Source organism: Dermabacter hominis NBRC 106157, from assembly GCF_001570785.1.
GTDB classification, from domain to species: domain Bacteria; phylum Actinomycetota; class Actinomycetes; order Actinomycetales; family Dermabacteraceae; genus Dermabacter; species Dermabacter hominis.
The window spans coordinates 45,395-62,367 of the sequence record NZ_BCSI01000002.1 but is presented as its reverse complement, the minus strand read 5'-3'; the positions used below and the strand labels follow the sequence as shown (position 1 = coordinate 62,367).

Here is a 16,973-nt window from a genome sequence, read left to right as displayed (position 1 = left end):
GCGGACCCGGATCATTCCGGGCCCGCCGTTTTTGACGTGTACAGCACCTCGCTTTAGCGCTTCGGCAGCAGTTCCTTGTTGAGGGCGTCCTTCTCACCGGACTCGAGTGCAAGGCTCATCGCCTTCGCCGAATCCGCAACGGATGCGGGCCTCGAAGCACCGGGAATCGGCAGTACGTGGTCGCCGAGTGACATTTCCCAGGCGAGAACGACCTGCTGGGGGCTCACACCGCGTGCGCGAGCGATCTCGGCGATCACGGGGAAGCGCTCACCGACCGCGAAGGCTCCCCCGCCTGTGCCGCCTAGCGGAGACCACGGCACGAACGTAATGCCGTGCTCGCCGCACAACTGCAGCTCGTCCCAGCTCGTGTGGTTGAAGCGCGGCGAAAACTCGTTTTGCACGGCCGCGAGGTTGCCCTCACCGAGCACGTCGAGGGCAATCTCGATCTCCTCGACGCTCGCGTTCGAGATCCCGATATTCTTCACGTGCCCCTCGTCCTTGAGCTCGGCGAGAGTCTCGATCGCCTCCGAGTACAGGCGCGTGCGGTCGGGACGGTGCAGGTAGTACAGGTCGATGGCCTCGACTCGAAGATTCTTCTTCGAGCGCACCACCGCGGTGCGGAAGTGGCCGACGGAACTGTCACGGCCCCACTTCTCACCTTCGGCGCGCGTGATGCCGCCCTTGGTCGCAACCGTGATGCCCGCCCGGTCAAAGTCCGGATGTGCCTCGGCGTAGGCCTCGAGGGCGTCGGCCACCTGCCGCTCGTTATGGCCAACCTTGTTCCATGCGGGCGCGTAGATGTCGGCGGTGTCGATGAGGGTGATGCCCGCCTCGAGAGCAGCGGCAACCGTGGCGCGCGCGTTCTCGGTGTCGTCGGCTTTCTCCTCGAACGAGAGAGGCATGGCTCCAAGACCAAGCGGTGTCACCGCGAGGCGTCCAATGGACCGCAAAGGATAGGCGAATGACGGAGTGCGTGAGTGTTCTGCTGTGGACATACCCCCAGCCTAGCGACCGTGCGCCTCGGCCAAACGGACGAGCGCCTCTTCTAGCACTCGCGTCGGCGTACCGAGGTTGAGACGCTCGAAACCGGGCGCGCCAAAGCTTCGCCCATGCTCAAAGAACACGTGCGCCTCACGGTCGTGAAGGCGCGTAAGCTCACGTTCATCGAGCCCAAGCGGGCGAAAATCGATCCACTGAAGGAACGTTCCCTCGAGCGGCGCGATCGCCACCTCCGGGAAGCGCTCAGCAAAGAACTCCCTGCTCACCTTGTCGTTGCGGGCGATCAGTTCGAGCAGCCCCTCGAGCCACGCACTCGCCTCCGTGTAGGCGATCTCGACCGCGCGATACCCGAGGCAGTTCGCAAAGTGGAAGCCCCACGCCTCGAGTTCGCGCTCGTAGGCGGCGCGCAGCTCGGCATTTTCGATTATCGCCCAGCTCGTTTGCACGCCGGCAAGATTGAAACTCTTGGACGCCGACGACAGTGTGATCGTCCGCGACGTCGCATCCTCGCTCATGGCTGCGAAGGGGATGTGCTCGAACCCCTCGTGCACGATATCCGCGTGAATCTCATCGGCAATGACCGTCACGTCATTGGCGCGAGCAAGATGCGCGATCTCTTCGAGCTCCGTGTGCGTCCACACGCGGCCGGTCGGGTTGTGCGGCGAACACAGGATGAGCACCGTGACGTCTTCGTTCTCGAGAGCATCGGCAAGAGCGGCAAAATCGATTCGGTATCGCCCACCCTCGCCGTCGAGGGGCACCGCCACGAGGCGCCGCCCCGTCTTCTCGATCGCATCGACCATGGGAGGGTAGGCGGGCGTCAAGAGAGCGACCCCGTCGCCGGACTTACTTGCTGCGCGAACACCGGCGAACAACCCCGTGACTACCCCCGGCATCATCGAAATCCAGCGCGTATCGATCGCCCAGCGGTGACGCACGGCTTGCCACATTTGAATCGCCGAGAACAGTGCAGGCGTCGGACCCGTATATCCCAGGACCGCACCCTCGAGGTGCTCGCGCAGCCCCCGCGTAATCTCCGGGGCGGGCAGAAAATCGAGATCCGCCGTCGACAGTGGCGCGATCCCCGCGGGGACGTCTCCCCCGCGTTCACGCATAAGCTCCCATTTCACGGACCCCGTCCCCGAGCGGTCCACGAGCGTTTCAAAGTCACATGCGGGCGGGCGGGTCACTGTGCGTACCTCTCTTACGTCATCGTCGGATGGGAAGCACTCTCAATCGTAGCCGCGCCTCCTCACGGTTCGGGGATCTACGATAGATCCCATGCAATCTTCCCCCCTGATCTCCTTCGTTGTGCCGTGCTACAACTCAGCGCAGTACATGCGCCGGGCCATCGACTCGATCCTCCTCGACGGAGACGAACCCCGCGAGCGCATCCAGATCATCCTCGTCAATGACGGCTCGACGGACGAGACCGAACGCATCGCGCGGCAGTACGAGGAGTGCCACCCCCGCATCGTTCACGTCGTGAGCCAGCCGAACGGGGGTCACGGCGCAGCCGTTATGGCAGGAGTCCATGCGGCGAATGGCATCTACCTCAAGGTCCTCGATTCCGATGACCGACTCGACACCCGCGCCTTGAGCGAGCTGCTCCACACGGTCGAGTCGTTCCCGCCCGACAATCTCCCCGACCTCGTCCTCACCGACTACGTGTACGACAATCACGCGCTCAAAAAGAACCGTCGGATCGGATACCGGCGCACCGTGCCCACCCGGCGAACACTCACGTGGGACCAGGTGTCGCGCCCCAGAATGGGCAGCTACTTCCTCATGCACGCGATTCTCTACAAGCGCAGTGTGATCATCGAATCAGGGCTTGAGCTTCCCCGCCACACGTTCTATGTCGACAACCTCTACGCGTCGATTCCCCTTCGCCACACCCGCACCCTCTACTACCTTCCGGTTCCGCTGTACTACTACTTCATTGGCCGCGACGACCAGAGCGTCAACGAAAAAGTCATGATCTCGCGCCTTGACCAGCAACTTCGCGTCAACAGAATCATGATCGATGAACTGCGCGTCGACGATATTTCCTCACGCTCGCTACGTCGCTACCTCCTGCACTACCTCACGATCATCACGAGCATCTCCCTCACGTTCGCGGTGCTCGCAAAAACACCGGAGGCAAAAGCCCAGGGCCGCGACCTCCTCGCGTATCTCAAATCGCATAACTATCCCGCGTACCGCGCCTACCGCCGCACACCCATGAGCATGGGACTCAGCGCACGTGGGCCCGGCGCGCACAGGTTTATCCGCACCACTTACGGGGTCATTCGCAAGCGGTTTGGGTTCAATTAGGTCCGACGGTTGCCGGGCTACCGTCGGAATTTTTTCGCACACACCGAACCACGCAACCGAGTTGAGGGCGCTCCCGCTTCCGCGGCACCCTGCCGCCCCGATGCGTTCGCTTAGAAGAAGTTCACGAGCAGCACGAAGGCGAGGGTCCCGGCGGCGACGCTCACGAGGGTGCGGCGCCCACCGAAAAGGTGCACGGCGATCGTGACAGCCGACGCGATGAGAAGGTGGATGATGCTTCCGGGCTCTTCGGCAAGGGTGCTCTTGAACGTCGCGAGCGCAAGGATCACGAGGATTCCCGCGGGCATCCACACGGCCATGACGCGCACGAACTGGGATTTGCGCAGCGGTTCGAGGATCGCGAACGGGAGCGCGCGCAGCGTGAAGGTGACGGCGAAGGCAATGAGGAGAACTGAGGCGAGGTACCAGAAGGGGATGTCAAGCTGCATCGTCGCTCTCCATCTCTGCCGGCAGGGGTCTCGTGAGGCGCACGGCGATCGTGTAGCGAGCCGCGAGGGTTGCAACGAAGCCGATCATCGCGGCGAAGATCGGCTGGCTCGGGAGCAAAAGGAGCGCGAGGCCGAAGGCGGCAGCACCGAGGAGAAGCGACGGGATTTCCTGTTTCGTGCGGCACGCATCGAGCGTGAGCGTGATGAACAGGGCGCACAGCGCGAAACTCAAGCCGCGGATCTGGAAGGGAATGAAGCTCGAGAGGAGCACGCCCATGAGGCCGCCACCCACCCAGCAGATCTGGAGTACGGCCCCTGCGGAGATCACGCGCGGCTGAGTCCATCCCTTCGGATTCGCAACTGTAACCGCGAAGATTTCGTCGGTGAGCGAATACATCGCGTAGAACTTCAAAAACGGGTTCTTCACGACCTTAAGCGGGAAGTTGAACGCGTAGAACACGTGGCGGAAGTTCACGAAGAACGATGCCGCGGCGATCGTCACGAGCGGCGTGAGCGACGTGATGAGTGTGATGAGCAAAAGCTCGAGCGAGCCCGCGTACGCGAAGAACGAGAGGGCGGGTGCCATCCACCACGGAAGTCCGGACTGCACAACGAGAAGTCCAAAAGCGATGCCGATCGGGATCATGCCGAGACCCGCCGGGAGAATCAGCAGGGCTCCCTGCGCGATTTCGTGGCGCACCGAATAGGGAGGCTCATGCGCGCTAGGCTGCGCCGCAACGCTCATGCGTGCTTCCCTTTCACTCACATCTGTTCTGAATCCCGCGGCGAGCGGGCGTCTTTAATCTTCGCACGAACGCCGTGCGAAGTTCAGCTGCACAACCCTCTGACCTGTGTATACATTGCCTCACTCGGGGTCGAACGCACGCTGAGGGGCCGGCTGCGCGTCGCCTTAAACCCCCTTCACGACGGTGGGCGGTAACCGTCGGACCCCGCTCCCTACAGTGACTGTTCGCGGATCGTGCCGAGCGTGCGCGGGCGGATGCTCGGATCCGACTGCAACCACTCGCCAACCTCGCGCGGTCGAACATCGACCGTGTGGAGGTCGTTGATCTCGATCCACTTGACGCCCACCTGGTGCTTATCGTGCCCTTCCCCGATGTGCGGCTCGCTACCGGGCTCGAGGTCGCACCAGAACAGAAGATTCTGCTGGTGGAACACTTGCCCTGAGTCGCGGTGGCGGCCCACCTTCGCGCTGATGAGATCGAACGTGCACGCAAGGTCGTACACACGCACGGCCGCGCCGACCTCCTCCTCGCATTCGCGCCTCAGCGCCTCAATCTGGCTTTCGCCGTGCTCCTGCCCGCCGCCGGGCAGCACGAACACGCGGTTGCCGTTGATGTCAATGTTTTCGTTGAACAGCACGCTGGTTCCGCGCACGATGATCGCCTTGACGCCCACGCGCACATTTGAATAACCGGGATCGAGTTCCATATTTCCATCGTAGGGGTCCGACGCCAGCGCGCGATCCGCGCGTCTCAGTTTTTCGCCGCGGTGCCGCGCGGGACAATGGGGGCATGAGTGCAAAAAATCCAGCGACGAAGGGAAACCGTGCGCACGGCGCGGCGCCGCGTGCACCGTGGTGGGCGATCGCCATCATCATGGCAGGGGGCGTTCTCGCCGCTCTCCAGTCCCGTATCAACGCGGATCTTGCGGGGCAGCTCGAGAGCCCCTATCTCGCGGCCTTCGTGAGCTTCGGCATCGGCTGCCTTGGACTTTGCGTAATCGTGCTGTCTCTGCCCGCTGAGCGACGTGCGGCGCGGGACTACGCGCGCGACATCGCGACGGGTCGCTTCGATTGGCGGTACGCGATCGGCGGCCTTGGCGGCGCCTTCCTCGTTTTCACGCAGTCCCTCACGGTAGGGGTGCTCGGCGTCGCCCTGTTCATCGTGAGCGTTGTCGCGGGGCAAACTCTCGCTGGGGCCGCTCTCGACCGCGTCGGTTTCGGACCCGGTGAGCCGCGGCGCTTGAGCACCTCGCGCCTTGTCGGCTCAGCCCTCATGGTCGCCAGTGTCGCCTTGGCGCTTGCCTCTGGGCTCACGAACGCCGTGCCGTGGCTCCACCTGATCCTGCCGTTTGTCGCGGGAATAGGCGTCGGCCTTCAAACAGGCGCCAACGGCATCGTCACGGCGCACACGGGAAGTTTTCTCGTTTCGGCGCTCGGCAACTTCACGCTCGGCTCACTCGCGCTCGGCATAGCGGCAGCGATCAGCCTCGCGCTCACCCCGCTGGGTGGGGCGTTTCCCACCAATCCGGTTCTCTACCTCGGTGGTCTGATCGGCCTCACCTACATTGCCGCGTCCGCCGCCCTCGTGCGGTACACGGGCGTGCTCGTGCTGAGCGGCGCGGCGATTGCGGGCCAAATCATCGGGTCAGTCATGCTCGATGCGCTCGACCCGAGCGTGCACCTCTCCCCGCTCACAGTGATAGGGGCGGCGCTCACGCTGCTCGCGGCTGTCATCATCGCGGGCTACATCCCCCTGCGCTCACCACGACCTGAATAACGCCCACACCTTCAGCCGTATCCCGGGGCGCGCAGCGTGAGTATCGAGGTATCGAGCAAGCGCCTCGAGGCTGCAAGGGAGCGAAAAAGTTCGGGTAAACCTCACCTGATCACGCTTGATCCGCGACGAGGCGCGCACTGAGGCCGTCGGCGGCGAACTCAACGTGTGAGGACAGATCCTCAACCGATTCGAGAACGGTAAACGTCGAGCGCTTCGATGCCGCAACCGCACGCCATACATCCTCCGCCGGCTCGCTTGCCTCGGGGCTGAGTGCAGCGATCGCGCGCGCAACGGTATCCACGTATTCATCGAGGCTCGTCGCTAGCAGATGCATGTCGAGCTCCTCGTCGATCCACCACACGCCACCCGGGATGCCCTCATCATTGAGCGTGAGAATCACGGCGTCGTCGACGGTCTCGAAGAGGGGATAGTACGACGTCGGCTCGCCCAGCAACGTGAAGGGGCCCAGATCCGTGCGATCCTCAGCCAGAAGGTTCAGCTCAAACTCCTCCCCCACGCGTGCCCCCGCCATTTCATCGGCGAGATCTTTGAGGGCGGGGGGAACATCGGCCCCGGATTCTTCGGGGTCGATCGATTCAGCAAGACCATTCGAGGAGGCGACTGCGACGGCAAGCCGCTCGAGTGCCGCCCGCATTTTCGAGGTGTCGACGTCGGTGGTAGGAGTGGGCCAGTCAAGTTTTACGGGCTGATTCACGTGCATCCTCCTCGGGGCGCCAGGCCATGTGTAAAGGTTTCGTGAGGAACCACGGTAATCGTACCGTGACCTCAGCCACGATTCCCAGACTCTAGCTCGGCAAAATGCACGACTACCAGCACAAACGACGAACTCGCGGGCGCTCCTTGCAGGAACACCGCGGCGCTCCCAGCGATTTGCTAGGCCAGGCACAGCGCCCGGGAAGAAAGAGGCGGTTATATGTAATCACGCGTTAGCGGCGTACCGATTCTTTGAGGAGAGGATCCGTACATCAGGCCCTAGCGCGGGGGAAAGGGATACGGCGCCGGCTCGTGGGGACGAGTCGGCGCCCTCTTTATGCGCTGACGCCCTGGGGTACCAGCAACCTCGGCCCGGCCTCGCACGGTTCGCCGCCAGACGGGCACGGCTCGTCGCCGAAAACCGGACCCAACATTTGCGGCTGAATTCGAGCGCAAACCGCCGCAAACGTTGGGGTTAGTTTCCTAGGCCGCGAACGAGAGGGCTGGGTCTGAGGTCAAGGACCCGCCCAAGCCGAGGTCAGGGTTCCGACGGCGCCTCACGAATATCGATCCCGAAGACCCGTTTCACCTGGGCCGTCACGAGTTGCGGGTGGCGTCGGTCGCTCGGGGTCGAGGCCCACGGGGCGAACAATCCCGGGAGATCGGGGTGGGTGATTTTGCCGTGGGTCGATCCCGAGGTGGTGACCACGAAACCGTGCTCTTCGAGTCGACGTTTGAGCGCGGCGCGATCGCCGGGGTGGCGCGTTCCCTTCTTTTTGCGGTTACTCGGGCCCGCGAAATCCGCGGGGTCGAACGAGTCCACCTCCTCGGGCCTCACCGAGAGGGCGTAGGCCGTGGGAAACGCGCCAATCACGTGGTTGTCGGCGCGCCTGACCTGCACGGTCCAGGCTCCGCGCTGGAAGTGATCGCTCGCGCCGTTGTCGCTCGTCCACGCATCCTCGGGGTCAGCGACGGTGAGCACGATGATGTCGTGAGTGATGCGCGCGAAACTCGCCCCCGAAACCGTGCGCACTTCCTCCTCGCGAACGGTCAGCGGGCGGGTGAAGGGGCGCGGGTCGGTGGGATTGAGCGTGACGACGGTACCTGCGGGAGGCGCACCGAAGCCTCGATCGATGTCGAGGCTCTCCGCTTCATTAGCCTTTTCGCGCGCGGCCTTCGCAGCACTCTTGGTCTCACGCTGTTCCTCGCGCTGTTCTTCGCGCCTCTTTTCGGCTTCGGCGAGGAGATCCGCGAGGTCCTCGCCCGCCGCCCTGCGCCTCGCGAGCTCGGGGAGGGCGCCGTAGTCGACCTGGCGCACCTCGCGTTTAGCGCGCGTGCGCCCTGCGAGGGCCGCGGGGCTCGGTGCGCCCGGGCGGGTCGTGTCTCGCGGTGAATCTGCCATGTCCCCCACCGTACCGCGGTGAGACGTCCACCTCGCGCGGAGCCGATGCGGTTAACCTGGTACTCGTCTCATTTCACCCTAGGAGGACATTCGTGCGTGTTTCCACCTCGCTGCGGGCACTCGCGGCATGCAGCTGCTTTGCTCTCGCTCTTGCCGGCTGCGGCTCCCCCAACGAGCCGCAATCCTCTCCGTCGGCGTCCAGCGCAGCGGAGGCGAGCGACGGTGGCGGCCCGAGCGTCGTGATCAATGAGTCCGAGGGCGACGGGGATGCGCCACCGGTCCCCGAGATCACCGCCGGAGGCCTCGATCATGCCGAGCTCGGCGACTCCTGCAGCGACGAGGGCATGGTGAAGATCCCGCTGCACGGCGCCCCCGATCCGGCGCTCGAGGGTTTCAACGGCTCGTTCACGTACAACGGGTGGAAGGAAAACGGCGGCTCCTCGGAAGCGACGTTCACGATCAACCAGGGCGGCGGCAAGCAGCAGTTCGGCCCCCTCCAGGTTGGGGACCAGTTCGAACTCGGTGGCGCAATCTACTCCGTCACGAGCATTTGCAAAGATAATGCCCAGCTCGACGTCATCGGCTAGCCGATGTCCGCTTTCGCGCACCCGCGGATCGACCCCGAAAGCGGGATCTGCGAGTACTTTTCTGCCGGGCAATGCGAATCGTGCAGCCTCATGCGCACCCCGCACGATGCCCAGATACGTGAGGCGCGAAACCATCTTCACTCGCTTCTCGCCCATGCGATGACCCCCGCCACCGTGTGGGAAGAGCCGCTCGTGAGCGCACCGTGGGGGTTTCGCACGAAGGCGAAGATGATGGTGCGCGGCACGGCGAACGCTCCGGTTTTCTCGTTTCCGGGCACGCACGAGGGCGTCGATCTCGCCGACTGCCCCCTCTACCCCGCACTCGTCACCGACGTTCTTGACAGCGCCCGCGCGCTCATTCGCCGCGCCCAGGTCCCGCCCTACAACCTCGACAAACGCCGCGGCGAGATCAAGTACGTGCTCGTCACCGCCACCCAGACCGAAGCCATGGTGCGCCTCGTCCTGCGCAGTACCTCGGCGCTCGAGAGGATTCGCGAACACCTCGCGCTCCTCGACCCTCGCGTGAGCGTCGTGAGCGCAAATATCCACCCCGAGCACGAAGCCCTGATCGAGGGGGCCGAAGAGATCCACCTCGCAGGTGCCGACCGTCTACGACTGCCGGTTGGCGGGATCGACGTCGACGTGCTCCCCCGTTCTTTCACGCAAACCAACACCGCCGTCGCGAGCGAACTCTACGCCCAGGTTGCGCGGTGGATTCTCGACGCGGGCGCTCACAAGGCGTGGGACCTCTACTGCGGCGTGGGTGGCTTCGCCCTCAGCATCGCCCACGAGGCCCGCGCCCGCGGCGCGCACATGGACGTCACGGGAATCGAAATCACGAATGAGGCGATCGAAAGCGCACGTGGCTCGGCGAAGCGGCACGGTTTCGCGGGCGCCGTCGGACCCCTCACCGCACCCGGACCAAGCGTTCGCGCGCACTTCGACACCGCTGACGCAACCGAGTGGGCGAGGCACCAGCCAAACCTGCCCGAAGCGGTCGTCGTCAACCCACCGAGGCGCGGCATCGGCGATGCACTCGCCACTGTCCTCAACGGCTCGGGGGCTCGCACCATCGCGTATTCGAGCTGCAACCCGGAAACACTCGCCGCGGACCTCGCGCGCATGCCGAACTACCGCATCGCACGCGCACGTCTCATCGACATGTTCCCGCACAGCGCGCACAACGAGGCTCTCGTTCTTCTTTCGCGCGTCGCGCCCGAGAACGATTAGCCTTCGTGGTCGAAGGCCGCCTCGACGTCGTCATCGACCCAGTCGAAGGTGCGCTCCACGGCCTTGCGCCACAGGCGCATGCTCCGCTCGCGCGTCTTGTCGTCCATCGACGGGGTCCAGCGCACGTCCTCTTCCCAGTATTTCTCGAGGTCGTCGGTCGAATCCCAGAAGCCAACGGCAAGGCCCGCCGCATACGCGGCGCCGAGCGCCGTTGTCTCGATGATCTTCGGGCGAATCACGTCGACGCCGAGGATGTCGGCCTGGAACTGCATGAGCGTCTCATTCACGGTCATGCCGCCGTCAACGCGCAACTCCTTGAGCGGCACCTTGGCATCCTCATTCATCGCGTCGATCAGCTCGGCGCTCTGGTAGGCCGTGGCCTCGAGAACGGCACGCGCGATGTGATGCTTGTTGACGTAGCGGGTGAGACCCACGATCGCCCCGCGAGCATCGTCCTTCCAGTAAGGAGCGAACAGGCCCGAGAACGCGGGCACAACGAAGCAGCCGCCCGAATCGTCGACCTTTGTCGCGAGTTCTTCGACTTCTTTCGCGCTCGAGATCAGGCCGATGCTGTCGCGGATCCACTGCACGAGCGAGCCCGTGACGGCAACCGAGCCCTCGAGTGCATAGACGGGATCGGCGTCGCCGAGCTTGTAGAGCACGGTCGTGAGCAGGCCGTTGTCCGAGGAAAGCGCCTCGTTCCCGGTGTTCACGAGGAGGAAGTTACCCGTGCCGTACGTGTTCTTCGCGGTGCCCTTCTCAAAGCATGCCTGGCCGAACGTCGCCGCCTGCTGGTCGCCGAGGATGCCCGCGATCGGCACGTTCGTGAGCAGGCCGCGCTTGCGGCCCTTCCCGTATACCTCGGACGACGAGCGGATCTCGGGGAGCATCGACATGGGGATTCCCATCTCGCGCGCAATGCCTTCGTCCCAGTCGAGCGTGTGCACGTTCATGAGGAGGGTTCGCGAGGCATTCGTGACGTCGGTGACGTGCACGCCGCCCTTCGTTGCGCCCGTCATGTGCCACAAAAGCCACGTGTCGATCGTGCCGAAGAGCAGATCGCCCGCCTCGGCCTTCTCGCGCGCGCCCTCGACGTGGTCGAGGATCCACTTGACCTTCGGGCCCGCGAAATACGTCGTGAGCGGCAGACCGGTGACCTCTTTGAACCGGTTCACGCCCTCCTCACCCGCGAGCTCGTGCACAATTCGCGCCGTGCGCGTGTCTTGCCACACGATCGCGTTATAGACGGGCTTGCCGGTGTTTTTATCCCACACGACAGCGGTCTCGCGCTGGTTGGTAATGCCGACGGCTGCCAGGTCATCCCGGTTCACTTCAGCCCTGTTCAGTGCGAGCGCGATGACCTCGCGGGTGTTGCTCCAGATTTCCATCGGATCATGCTCGACCCACCCTGAGCGCGGGAAGATTTGCTTGTGCTCGAGCTGGGCCTGCGACACCGCGTGGCCGTCGTGGTCGAACACCATCGCTCGCGAGCTCGTTGTGCCCTGGTCGATGGCGAGAATGTATTTCTGGTCTGAGGTCTCTGGCATGAGCGGTCCTTTCGGCTCCCGCGGGCACCGCTGCCCGCGCTTGATCGTGGGTGCGCTTTCGCGCGCGTTGGTTAGCGCGCGGGAATCTCGCGCACGTTCTCGAGGAGGGCAGCGGCTTCGGCATCGCTCGTCGTGTGCTCCGCCTCGAGGCGGGCGGCGATAAACGCCGAGTACGCCTCGATCTCGGCCTCGCGCCGCGCCTCGTCCCAACCGAGCTCGCCCGCGAGGATCTCCACGACCTCGCGAGCAGCGCTCACGCCACGATCACGCGTCTCGTAGTCGAGGCGCGTGCGGCGCATGAGGGCGTCGGCGAGGTGAAGCACGCCCTCGCTCCGGGCGGCGTACACAATTTCGGCACGGAGATAGCGAGGGGCATCCGTGAGCGGTGACGCGAGCTCGGGGTTCTCGTCCATGAGGGCAAACAGATCCTCGAGCAACGAGCCGTAGCGGAAGAGCAAGCGCTCGAGGCGCACCTCGTCGATTCCGTACTTCCCCGCGAGTGCGTTTGCACGCACCCGCATCTCTTCGTAGCCGGCACCACCGATGACGGGGATGTCGCGAGTTTTGGTCTTCGGGGCATTGGGGGTCCCGCGAAGGGCGAAGTCGACGACGTCCTCGGCCATGACGCGGTAGGTCGTGTACTTGCCGCCAGCGATCGCGCTCAGCCCCGGCTCGACCTCCATCACCGTGTGTTCGCGCGACACCTTCGTCGAGGCGCCGTCGGACTTTTTCACGGGCTGAAGAAGGGGGCGCAAACCGGCATAAACGCCGATGACATCCTCGCGCGTGAGCGGGCGGCGAAGCACATCGTTGGCCTTCTCGAGTACGTAGTCGATGTCGCTGCTCGTCGCAGTGGGCACCGAGACGTCCTCTTTCCACGGGGTGTCGGTCGTGCCGATCAGCCAATATTCGTCCCACGGGATGATGAACAGCACCGATTTCTCGGTTTGCGTGATGATGCCCGTATTGTCTTTCGCCTCAATCGCCTCGCGCGGCACCGTGATGTGGATGCCTTTCGAGGCAAGCACCTGAAGGCCCGAATCGGCACCGGCGCGATCCTGTTCTTCACCGGTCCACACGCCGCCGGCAAGAATGACCTCGCGCGCGTGCACCTCGTATTCGTTGCCGGTCTCGAGGTCCGTGATGGCGGCGCCCACGACGCGGCCACCGTCCTTGAGGTAGCGCGTGACCTTCGTGTAGTTCGCGGCGGCGGCGCCGAGGTTCACGGCGGAGCGCACGAGCATCGCGACGAAGCGCGCGTCATCCATGCGGGAATCGTAGAACTCGATCGCGCCGGAGTTCTTTTCGGGGTCGAGCCCCGCGAAATCCTTCGCGAGGCCCTTGGAAAAGACATGCTTGTGGATCGGGACCTCGCGGTGGCCGATCTGCATCGCGTCGTACAGGGCGATGCCGGAGCCAATGAAGCCGCGCTCAAAAACGTTCTTCATGGGGAACATGAAGCTGATGGGCTTCACGAGGTGCGGCGCGGTCTTTGAGATGAGCAGGTCACGCTCGCGAAGGGCTTCGGCAACGAGCGTGAAATCGAGCATTTGCAGGTAGCGAAGGCCGCCGTGCATGAGCTTCGACGAGCGCGAGCTCGTGCCACTCGCCCAGTCGTTCATCTCGACGATGCCGACGCTGAGGCCACGCGTCGCGGCATCGAATGCTGCTCCCGCGCCGTTGACGCCGCCACCAACGATGAAGATGTCGAGGGGCTTGTTGGCGCTCGTCGCGGCAAGCTTCTCGAGGTGTGCGGCACGCGAGCTGGGATTGAGTGCGGAGCGGGCGGATGAGGACATAACCACTTCTTTCGTCGGGTGTGCTCGGTTCGCCGTTGAACCACATTTCGCAAGCTCCGGTGAGGCTAACACCGCTACATCACCGTTCACGGAGAGTCACCGGCCAGCTCGGTTCTACACTGATCTCACGCGCACCGGCACGCATAGGAGCACCCATGACCGCGACAGTCCGCATTCTCGTTCTCGGCCTCGGCGGCACGATCGCCATGAGCCAAAACCAGCCGGGTGGGCACGCCTCACCCGCGGCACAGCCAGATGCGAGCATGTTCCCCATCCCCGGCATCGAGTTGGAGTTTCGGGAAATCGCGAACGTGGGTTCGCCCTCGGTCACGTTCGCGCACGTGCGGGAGGTTCTGCGGGTGGCACGGGAGGGGTCCGACGCCGGCTTTCGCGGCATCGTGCTCACTCACGGCACCGACACTCTCGAAGAGACGGCGTTCTTGCTCAATCGCTATTGGAACCTCGATACGCCCCTTGTTGTCACGGGCGCGATGCGCCCCGCGAATGCCCCCGGCGCGGATGGGCCCGCGAACCTTCACGACGCGATCATCACCGCCGCGAGCGAGCAGGCGCGCGGCCTCGGCGTTCTCGCGGTTTTCGATGCGCTCGTGCACGCCGCCGATCGCGTGACGAAGGTCAGCTCTCGAAGTATCGACGCGTTCGATTCGGAGCCCTCGGGTCCCCTTGCGCTCGTGAGCGAGGAGGGGATCCGCGCGATGTATGCGCTGGAGGCGTCGGACTGCGTGATGCCCACCGTGCCCGCCGAGCTTCCTTCCGTGCCTCTCATTGGGACGGGCCTTTTTGATCGCGGCGAGGCGCTCGGGGCGCTCGTGCATCAGGCCGAGCCGCCCGCGGGGATCGTGATCAACGGTGTGGGGATGGGGCACGTGCCCGAGGTGGTCATGCCGCTCGTGCGCGAGGCCCGCGAGCGCGGCATCCAGATCGTTGTCGCGACACGAATCCCCGAGGGCGGCACGTCGACCTACCACTACTCCTACCCGGGCGCGGAAGTGGATCTCATCAATTCGGGCGCGTGCATGGCCGGCATGTTGAGCGCGCACAAGGCGCGTCTGCTGCTCCAGGTTCTGCTCGCTGCCGGCGCGAGCCGCGAGGAGATCAGCGGCGCGTTCGCGAGCTTCGCCTACTGATGCTCTGTGGAAGCCACCCCGACCCTACTTTTCATAAATTTCATAAATTTCAAAGCAATTCATAAAACTCATAGATCTTCATAGGTGCTGCGGCCTACTCTTGAGGTATGACCGGTGCACGCAACCCCTTCCGCGCAACCCTCGGCGCCACTCCCCCGCTTCTTGTCGGTCGCAACGAAGCGGTACAGAACTTTGCCTTCGCGCTCGATGACGGTCCCGGAGCTCACGAACGCATCTCGCTCATTGTGGGCCCAAGGGGAATCGGGAAGACGGTGCTTCTCAACGCATTCGAGGACACAGCGAAGGAGCACGGGTGGTTCGTCATAAGTGAGACGGCGACACAGGGCTTTGTGGAGCGCATCCGCAGCGAGATCATCCGCCGCTTGGCACGTCAGCGCTCGCAACTCAAGGGCCTAGGGCTCTCTATCTTCGGCGTTGGCGGCTCCGTCACCTGGGACTCCTCCTCGATCTCGGAAACGTCGTATTCCTTGCGCAATGCCCTCGATGACTACCTCGCGTACAAGGCCGATCTCGATCGCTCTGCGGGGCAGCCCGCGAGCGGCGTGCTCATTACCCTCGACGAAATGCACCACCAACGCAACGATGAACTGATCGAGTTCGGTGCGACCGTTCAGCACCTTGTGCGCGAGGGAAAAGACATCGCTGTCGCGATGGCCGGGATCCCCTCGGCGATCAAACCGTTGCTGTCCAGCCGAACGAGCGAGAGTGAAGGACCGAACCCCATCACGTTCTTGCGCCGTGCCGAGAGAATTGAACTCGACCGGGTATCGGACGATGACGTGCGCCTGGCGCTCGAAACTCCGCTAGCCGAAGCGGAGATCACCTGGACGCGCGAGGCACTCGAGACCGCGGTCAACTCGTGCCAGGGCTACCCCTTTATGATCCAGCTCGTCGGGCAGTGGGCATTTCGCGAGGCTCAAGGGAGGAGCATCACGCGAGAAGCTGCCGAACGAGGGGCAGAGAAGGCCCGACGAAAACTCGGCCAACTTGTTCACGAACCGGCGTTGGCGGACCTTTCCGATGTCGATCGCTCGTTTCTCATCTTTATGGCGCGAGACGACGGTCCTACGGAAATCGCCGATCTCAAGGCACGGTTCGGCCGCTCAGACTCCTACGTCAGCAACTACCGCAGGCGCCTTATCGATGCCGAAATGATCGTCAAAGCTGGGCGTGGTCGCATTGATTTTGCGCTGCCGTATCTGCGCGAATACTTGCGCGAGCATGCCGCCAGCCTCGTGGACTAGGTGGACTAAGTGTACTGACCGGAGACGTTGATCGACGGTCAGGAGCTTGACCTTGACGCAGCGTCAATGTTTAGCGTCGTGGGCATGACAGTGACGATGATTGACAGTGCCGCTGGGATGCGGGCGATGGTGAACAGTTCTCCGGAGCAGTGGAAGGACGCAGCTCGCAGGCTGTGGGAGCCGATGGCGGGAATGTACTTCTTCATTCCCGGTGGACCTGATCTGGCCGCGGTTCACAGCCAGAACTTCGGTTTCGGACCCTCCGTAGCGGCAGACAAGATCCTCGGCGCGGCCGACGCTTTGGAACGCGCCGATGCTTGGGGCCGTGTCGAGCGAGCGCTCGAAACGGGGCTGCGGGAGCTGAACGCTGCCGATCCGACTGTGGCGATGCCTGACCTGACGGTGTTGCTCGTGCTCGGGGATCCCACCAACAAGCACTTCATGGATGAGATCCGCGGCCTGTCGGCCTTCGGTGGGATCAGCGGGTACATCGCCATCACGATCTGGCCCACCGACGAGGTTCTGGCGCGGCTGGAGGGCATCGCCCTGCACGAGCTCCACCACAATGTGCGGTACTCGCCCGGAGGCGTGGTGTGGAACCCGCAGACGGTCACGGTTGGCGAGCACGTAGTGGCTGAGGGTCTCGCGGACCTGTTCGCCGCCGACCTCGTGGGCGAGCAGGGATTCACGCACTTCGTCAGCGACCAGACCCGTACCAGTGACGAGGTGCTGCGCCGCGTCACCGAAGGCCTGGACGTGACTGGCATGCAGGATTTCGCGGCTTGGGTGTTGGGCGATCCGAGCGCTTGCCTGTTCGGCGCAACACCGGTCGGGCTGCCCACCGGGGCCGGTTACGCTGCCGGGGCACGCTTCGTGTCCGCCTATCGGGAGGCCACCGGACAGTCACCCGCCAGGGCCGTGGCCACGCCCGCCTCCGAGATCCTGGCCGTGGCACTGCCACAGTTGGGTCTGACAATGCCAGCCCGCTGACGAGAGAG

General features: G+C 64.1%; 16 protein-coding genes. 7 read left to right on the top strand and 9 right to left on the bottom strand.

Annotation, left to right across the window (positions count from 1 at the left end; all coding sequences use genetic code 11):
- Positions 1–53: 53 nt before the first annotated feature.
- Positions 54–995, bottom strand: a complete 942-nt coding sequence (locus tag DEHOM01_RS03000) for an aldo/keto reductase (RefSeq protein ID WP_061211442.1) — start codon at positions 993–995, stop codon at positions 54–56.
- A 9-nt stretch (positions 996–1,004) separates the two neighbouring features.
- A complete protein-coding gene (locus tag DEHOM01_RS02995; RefSeq protein ID WP_061211441.1) occupies positions 1,005–2,189 on the bottom strand; it encodes a MalY/PatB family protein in 1,185 nt (394 codons plus the stop codon).
- Between the two features lie 91 nt (positions 2,190–2,280).
- On the opposite strand from DEHOM01_RS02995, the gene DEHOM01_RS02990 reads away from it, so the two are divergent.
- A complete protein-coding gene (locus DEHOM01_RS02990; RefSeq protein ID WP_061211440.1) occupies positions 2,281–3,315 on the top strand; it encodes a glycosyltransferase family 2 protein in 1,035 nt (344 codons plus the stop codon).
- A 110-nt stretch (positions 3,316–3,425) separates the two neighbouring features.
- Here DEHOM01_RS02990 and DEHOM01_RS02985 read toward each other — a convergent pair whose 3' ends face one another.
- The 3 genes from DEHOM01_RS02985 to DEHOM01_RS02975 form a co-directional block, all read right to left on the bottom strand.
- Positions 3,426–3,761: a branched-chain amino acid transporter permease gene (locus tag DEHOM01_RS02985; protein ID WP_034371092.1), complete on the bottom strand. Its 336-nt coding sequence runs from the start codon at positions 3,759–3,761 to the stop codon at positions 3,426–3,428.
- Positions 3,751–4,506 (bottom strand): AzlC family ABC transporter permease, encoded by a 756-nt coding sequence (locus DEHOM01_RS02980; RefSeq protein ID WP_016663406.1) that lies wholly within the window; start codon positions 4,504–4,506, stop codon positions 3,751–3,753. The genes DEHOM01_RS02985 and DEHOM01_RS02980 overlap by 11 nt, the downstream gene beginning before the upstream one ends.
- Positions 4,507–4,718: 212 nt before the next feature.
- Positions 4,719–5,213 carry an NUDIX domain-containing protein gene (locus tag DEHOM01_RS02975; RefSeq protein WP_061211439.1) on the bottom strand — a complete coding sequence of 165 codons (495 nt, stop codon included), beginning with the start codon at positions 5,211–5,213 and terminating at the stop codon, positions 4,719–4,721.
- An 83-nt stretch (positions 5,214–5,296) separates the two neighbouring features.
- On the opposite strand from DEHOM01_RS02975, the gene DEHOM01_RS02970 reads away from it, so the two are divergent.
- Entirely contained in the window at positions 5,297–6,283 is a 987-nt protein-coding gene (locus DEHOM01_RS02970; protein WP_082738675.1) for a DMT family transporter, read from the top strand.
- A 109-nt stretch (positions 6,284–6,392) separates the two neighbouring features.
- Here DEHOM01_RS02970 and DEHOM01_RS02965 read toward each other — a convergent pair whose 3' ends face one another.
- On the bottom strand, positions 6,393–6,998 hold the full coding sequence (locus tag DEHOM01_RS02965) for a hypothetical protein (protein ID WP_061211438.1): 606 nt from the start codon (positions 6,996–6,998) through the stop codon (positions 6,393–6,395).
- 537 nt (positions 6,999–7,535) lie between these two features.
- Positions 7,536–8,399 (bottom strand): hypothetical protein, encoded by an 864-nt coding sequence (locus DEHOM01_RS02960; RefSeq protein ID WP_061211437.1) that lies wholly within the window; start codon positions 8,397–8,399, stop codon positions 7,536–7,538.
- A gap of 92 nt (positions 8,400–8,491) precedes the next feature.
- Between DEHOM01_RS02960 and DEHOM01_RS02955 the strand changes: the two genes are divergently transcribed.
- Both DEHOM01_RS02955 and DEHOM01_RS02950 read left to right on the top strand, forming a co-directional pair.
- Positions 8,492–8,986, top strand: a complete 495-nt coding sequence (locus DEHOM01_RS02955; RefSeq protein ID WP_061211436.1) for a hypothetical protein — start codon at positions 8,492–8,494, stop codon at positions 8,984–8,986.
- A gap of 90 nt (positions 8,987–9,076) precedes the next feature.
- Entirely contained in the window at positions 9,077–10,216 is a 1,140-nt protein-coding gene (locus DEHOM01_RS02950; RefSeq protein WP_245630642.1) for a methyltransferase domain-containing protein, read from the top strand.
- Here DEHOM01_RS02950 and glpK read toward each other — a convergent pair.
- Positions 10,213–11,763: a glycerol kinase GlpK gene (glpK, locus tag DEHOM01_RS02945; protein ID WP_061211434.1), complete on the bottom strand. Its 1,551-nt coding sequence runs from the start codon at positions 11,761–11,763 to the stop codon at positions 10,213–10,215. The two genes, DEHOM01_RS02950 and glpK, sit on opposite strands and share 4 nt — an antisense overlap.
- Positions 11,764–11,834: 71 nt before the next feature.
- Complete coding sequence (locus DEHOM01_RS02940; protein ID WP_061211433.1) at positions 11,835–13,562, bottom strand: glycerol-3-phosphate dehydrogenase/oxidase; 1,728 nt, start codon at positions 13,560–13,562, stop codon at positions 11,835–11,837.
- A 155-nt stretch (positions 13,563–13,717) separates the two neighbouring features.
- Here DEHOM01_RS02940 and DEHOM01_RS02935 point away from each other — a divergent pair, with 155 nt between their 5' ends.
- The 3 genes from DEHOM01_RS02935 (at position 13,718) to DEHOM01_RS02925 (ending at position 16,965) form a co-directional block, all read left to right on the top strand.
- A complete protein-coding gene (locus DEHOM01_RS02935; RefSeq protein ID WP_061211432.1) occupies positions 13,718–14,710 on the top strand; it encodes an asparaginase in 993 nt (330 codons plus the stop codon).
- 107 nt (positions 14,711–14,817) lie between these two features.
- Positions 14,818–15,975 carry an ATP-binding protein gene (locus DEHOM01_RS02930; protein ID WP_061211431.1) on the top strand — a complete coding sequence of 386 codons (1,158 nt, stop codon included), beginning with the start codon at positions 14,818–14,820 and terminating at the stop codon, positions 15,973–15,975.
- A gap of 84 nt (positions 15,976–16,059) precedes the next feature.
- A complete protein-coding gene (locus tag DEHOM01_RS02925) occupies positions 16,060–16,965 on the top strand; it encodes a DUF2268 domain-containing putative Zn-dependent protease (protein WP_061211635.1) in 906 nt (301 codons plus the stop codon).
- The last annotated feature ends 8 nt before the right edge of the window (positions 16,966–16,973 follow it).